Raw genomic sequence first — 4,808 nt, forward strand, 5'->3', positions numbered from 1 at the left:
TTGATTCTGTTGAGGGTTATCTTCCTGTAGTCAACCACGTCCCTCATTAGCTCTAGGCCAGCCTTTGAAATCAGCCCAGAGCAGGCAACCGGGCTTCCCACCTGGCCATGCTCCTCACAAAGAAGAACTTTTTTGCCACTCAGTGCGGCCTCGCGTGCTGCAAAGCTTCCCGCAGGCCCGGCCCCTATCACATGCACGTCGTACACAAGACCACTTCAATGAAAGCAGTTTTTATTTTTGATTTAGTCCAACGGTTTTTCACATTTTTGCAGCCTGTTTTGCCTTCTGGTAGTCGTCTGCAAACTGCCTGATTCCCCTGTCGGTCAGGGGGTGCAAAAACATCTTCTCAAAAACGTCCGGGGGCAGCGTTGCAATGTGCGCCCCAAGCTTTGCGGCCTGGACAACATGCACCGGATGCCTGACTGAGGCAACAAGGACCTGGGCCTTGTAATCGTAGTTTTTCAGCATTGCAACTATGTCGTAAATCAATGCCATGCCGTCCTCCGATACGTCGTCAAGCCTGCCTACAAAAGGCGAAATGTAGCTTGCCCCTGCCTTTGCAGCCAGTAAGGCCTGGGTTGCTGAAAAAACAAGCGTCACGTTTGTTGGAATTCCCTTTGCCTCAAGCTCCCTGACTGCCTTAAGTCCCTCTTTTGTCATTGGCACTTTGGCAACAACATTCTTGCCCCACTTTGAGAACTCAAGTGCGTCTTTGACAAGCTGCGCCGCAGTCTCCCCCACGCCCTCTACAGAGACAGGCCCACTGACAGCCTTGCAAATTTCCATGATGACCTGCTTGTGGTCGCGGCCTTCCTTCATTATTATGGTGGGGTTTGTCGTGACCCCGTCGCACAGGCCTAGCTGCGCAGCCTCCCTTATTTTTGCAACATTTGCGCTGTCAAGAAAAATTTTCATGCAAATCACACCCTCATGTCAACTTAATTTATTTTTCCTTCATTGCGGCTAGTGCCATTTCCTTAATCCCTGCCGCATCCAGCTTGTATTTTTTAAGCAAGTCTTTTGAATCCCCTGACTCGCCAAACATATCCTTAATCCCATGGCGCACAACCCTGCACGGGTGCGCACCGGCCAGGCACTGTGCAACAGCGCTTCCAAGCCCTCCGTCAATCTGGTGCTCCTCGACAGTAAGCACAAGCCCTGTTTTTTTTGCAATATCCACAAGCGTGCCAGAATCAAGCGGCTTGATTGTGTGGCAGTTCACCACCGCAGCGTCAACCCCCTGTTCCTCAAGCTCGACTGCCGCCTTCAGGCAGTCGTAAACTACAGTGCCGCACCCTATTATAGCAATGTCCTTGCCGTCTTTGAGCACATTCATCTTCCCTATTTCAAACCGCGTTTCCTGCGTTGTGAAAACAGGCGCCTTGTCGCGCGTAACCCTGATGTAAAACGGCCCCCTTTCCCTTATTGCGGCAAGCATCGCCTTTCTTGCCTCAAGAAAGTCCGCAGGCACGATGACTTTGAGGTTTGGAAGCACGCGCGTTATTGCAATGTCCTCAAGCGCCTGGTGCGTCGCCCCGTCAGGCCCGACTGTAAGCCCAGTGTGCGAGCCGATTATCTTTACATCCACGTTGTTGTAGCAGACACTCACGCGTATCTGGTCCCAGTTTCTGCCAGGGGAAAAAACCGCATAAGCCGCAATCACCGCAGTCTTGCCTGCTGCGGCAAGCCCTGATGCTGTTCCAGCAAGGCTTTGCTCCGCGACTCCGACATCAATGAACCTGTCGGGGAATTTTTGTGCAAACCAGTGCGTGCGCACTGACTCGGAGACGTCTGCCGTAAGCACGAATAAGTTCCTGTCCTTTTCTCCCGACTCTACAAGCGCCTTGCCGGCCCCGTCGCGCGTTGCCAAAAACTCGGCAGGCTTGAGCAAATCAGGAATAAGCGTCGGTTCAAACTTGCCTTTCATAAGACCAGCTTCCTTTTTTCAAAATCTTTAAACTGCCCCTCCTACTGTTCGTCCCTTTCAATCATGCTTTTTTCATTGCAGAGAAACTCAAGTGCCGCTGCAGCCTCGGCTGCATTTGGGGGCTTTCCGTGCCACTCATGGTCAAACTCCATAAAAGGTATCGGTTTTCCGGGTATTGTGTGCGCAATGATGACGGTGGGCTTTTCATATACCGCCTTTGCCTCCTCATAAGCGTCAATTATTTTTTTCACGTTGTGGCCGTCAACGTCAATTACATGCCAGCCAAACGCCCTGTATTTTTCGGCAAAAGGCTCAAGTGGCATGACCGTTTCAGTCATCCCGTCAATCTGGATGTTGTTCCTGTCAATTGTCGCAACAAGGTTGCCAAGCCTGTACTTTGATGCAAGCATGACTGACTCCCAGGTAGAGCCTTCGTTGTGCTCTCCGTCTGAAAGCATGGCATAAACCCGCCACCGTTTTTTATCGGCTTTGCCTGCAATTGCCATTCCAACAGCCTGCGAGAGGCCCTGGCCAAGAGGCCCGGAGGAATTTTCAATTCCAGGCAAGGTGCCCCTGTGCGGATGCCCCTGCAGCCTTGAGCCTATTTTTCTTAACGTGCGAAGCTCTTCTCTTGGAAAGTAGCCGCACTGCGCAAGCACTGCATAGAGCACCGGGCAGATGTGCCCGTTTGAAAGCACCACCCTGTCCCGCTCTTCCCAAAGCGGATTTTTCGGGTCATGGTAAACCACATTGAAATATAGTGCGGTGAATATGTCGGCCATGCCAAGCGGACCGGCCGTGTGCCCGGACTTTGCCTCAAGCAGCATCTCAATTATGTCTTTTCTTACGGAGTTTGCAATAAGCTGCAGCTTTTTCATGTCAATGATTTTTGGGAACTTTCTCATCTCAACTACCTGCCTTTTGCCCTTGCCTTGAGCTCTTCAATCGCAGCTTTGATGTCCTTGCTTTCAAATATGGCGCTTGCTGCTGCAAGAAGGTTTGCTCCTGCAGCGTATGCGCCTGCAACCGTTTCCCGTCCAATCCCTCCGTCCACCTCGATGTCCATGGACGGGTGTTGCGCCCTAAATTTCTTAATCTTATCCTCAACCTGTGAAATGTACCTTTGTCCGGAAAAACCCGGGTTGACTGTCATGAAAAGAACCATGTCAATGCTTTTTGCATATTTTTCTATTTCCCCAAGCGCTGTTTGCGGGTTTAATGCAATCCCGACCCTGTATTTTTTTGACCTGCAAAAGTCAATGACTTTTTGCGCATCAACCGGCGACTCTATGTGGAATATGAAAAGCAGGCTTTTCGGGTCAATGGGCCCAAGCCGCTTTGCAATCATTTCAATATACTCTATTGGGTCATTTACCATTAGGTGGTATTCTGCAGTCTTCCCAACAAATCCGTACAGCCCCTCGTTTTCCCCAAGCGTCGTGTTTGGGACGAATCTCCCGTCCATTATGTCTATCTGCACCCTGCTGCACACACGGCTGACTTTCTCAAGCTTTTCCTTGAATTCACTTGGAGTCTTGGCTAATATTGCTGGCACAACCTCAAGCATTAAGACCCCGCCTCCCCTATGCCTAAGCCTCTCAATTATAAACTTCTAAAATACCCTCTGAGGCCAAAGCCATAAATCGCATGCGCAGTCCTTTGCCGGCCAGCCTTTTGCCTCCCTGGTTATGCGCACGCCACAGGCTTTTGCTCTGGGGCTTACAGACTGTTTTCCCGACTATTATTTAATAATCTGTCCTTGCTTGCAGCAAACCCATGGTTTTTATACTTTCAAGTGCAAATCTTTTGGTTTTGTGGAAGGTTTTTTTGAAGGTTTTTTGGAGGTATTTTCATGATAGTTTTTGACCCGCTATTGCTAATGGCAATAATACTTGTTTCATCTGGAATCACTGGCATCCCGCTCTCATTTGCGGCATTCAAAAAAACAGACCTGGGAGTTGTTGAAAAAGCCCTTATTGGCTTTGCACTTGGGTTACTGCTTCCGCCACTGGTTTCATTCCTTGGAGTCTTCACCCTAAATCTCAAGTTCGGCCTTTCCTATGGGCTTGCCGTCCATGCAATTGTTGCAGTCGCGGGAATCGCTTTTGCATACAAGGAGAGGGTTTGGGAGGAATACAAGCATTTTAGTCCTATCCCCAAGTTGCCTAAGGGCCAGTCTTTTGGGGATTATTTCTCTTTTGCAGCCCATTTTGCGCCCATTGCATTGCTTTTTTTCGTAATTGCGACGTTTCTCATCCGCTACCAGTCATTCAGCCCGATTTACTCGGAAATCGACCCCTACTGGTATCTTTACGGGGCAGGGCAGCTGCTATCCCAGGGCACTATTCCACTCAAGGACAATATTGTCTGGTATCCCCTTTTGGAAACAGGCCACAGGGCAGTGCCGCAGCTTCACCACCTTTGGGCCTCCTGGTATTCGCTTTACACTGGCGGCGGGGCATTTGACACATACATGCTTTCGATAATCGCGGGCTTCTATGCGCCCATATTTGCCGCATTCACGGCGTTTTTTGCATACCTTCTTTTCTCAAGGGAATACGGAAAGTCCATGGGGCTTTTAAGCGCCGGCCTTCTAAGCGCGCTTCCAATCTTCATCCAAAACACTGCCGGCGGCCAGTCGCAGGCAACTGCGGCAAACTTTTTCGGGTTCCTTTTTTTCTATGCCTCCCTGGCACTTGCATTAAAATTCAAAAGCACGCGGTTTGCGCTTCTCTCCTGCTTTGCCCTGCTTTCAACAATCCTTTCCACAAACGTGGCAAGCGCAGTCACAACCACGCTGTTCCTTTTCACAATTTTCCAGTCGGTGCTTCTGATATTCGGGAAAAACAAGGACGACTACATGTATTTCCTAAAGCTTTCT

6 protein-coding genes are annotated in these 4,808 nt (G+C 49.9%); 1 reads left to right on the forward strand and 5 read right to left on the reverse strand.

The window, feature by feature from the left end; all coding sequences use genetic code 11:
• The 5 genes from FJZ26_04210 to FJZ26_04230 all read right to left on the reverse strand — a co-directional run.
• On the reverse strand, positions 1-206 hold a 206-nt coding region (locus FJZ26_04210), incomplete at its 3' end, for an FAD-dependent oxidoreductase (GenBank protein ID MBM3229608.1).
• A gap of 52 nt (positions 207-258) precedes the next feature.
• The gene (gene fsa, locus FJZ26_04215) at positions 259-915 is read right to left on the reverse strand and encodes a fructose-6-phosphate aldolase (protein MBM3229609.1); all 657 of its coding nucleotides are present in this window, start codon (positions 913-915) and stop codon (positions 259-261) included.
• A 28-nt stretch (positions 916-943) separates the two neighbouring features.
• Positions 944-1,927 carry a transketolase family protein gene (locus FJZ26_04220; protein MBM3229610.1) on the reverse strand — a complete coding sequence of 328 codons (984 nt, stop codon included), beginning with the start codon at positions 1,925-1,927 and terminating at the stop codon, positions 944-946.
• A 41-nt stretch (positions 1,928-1,968) separates the two neighbouring features.
• The gene (locus FJZ26_04225) at positions 1,969-2,814 is read right to left on the reverse strand and encodes a transketolase (GenBank protein ID MBM3229611.1); all 846 of its coding nucleotides are present in this window, start codon (positions 2,812-2,814) and stop codon (positions 1,969-1,971) included.
• 23 nt (positions 2,815-2,837) lie between these two features.
• Positions 2,838-3,494 (reverse strand): hypothetical protein, encoded by a 657-nt coding sequence (locus FJZ26_04230; GenBank protein ID MBM3229612.1) that lies wholly within the window; start codon positions 3,492-3,494, stop codon positions 2,838-2,840.
• 285 nt (positions 3,495-3,779) lie between these two features.
• On the opposite strand from FJZ26_04230, the gene FJZ26_04235 reads away from it, so the two are divergent.
• On the forward strand, positions 3,780-4,808 hold a 1,029-nt coding region (locus FJZ26_04235), incomplete at its 3' end, for a hypothetical protein (GenBank protein ID MBM3229613.1).

It is taken from the genome of Candidatus Parvarchaeota archaeon (genome assembly GCA_016866895.1).
In the GTDB taxonomy this organism is placed as follows: Archaea; Micrarchaeota; Micrarchaeia; order Anstonellales; family VGKX01; genus VGKX01.

Coding starts and splice junctions, on each gene's coding strand:
- FJZ26_04220 (MBM3229610.1), bottom strand. CDS start 1,927: ATGAAAGGCAAGTTTGAACCGACGCTTATTCCTGATTTGCTCAAGCCT.
- FJZ26_04230 (MBM3229612.1), bottom strand. CDS start 3,494: ATGCTTGAGGTTGTGCCAGCAATATTAGCCAAGACTCCAAGTGAATTC.
- fsa (MBM3229609.1), bottom strand. CDS start 915: ATGAAAATTTTTCTTGACAGCGCAAATGTTGCAAAAATAAGGGAGGCT.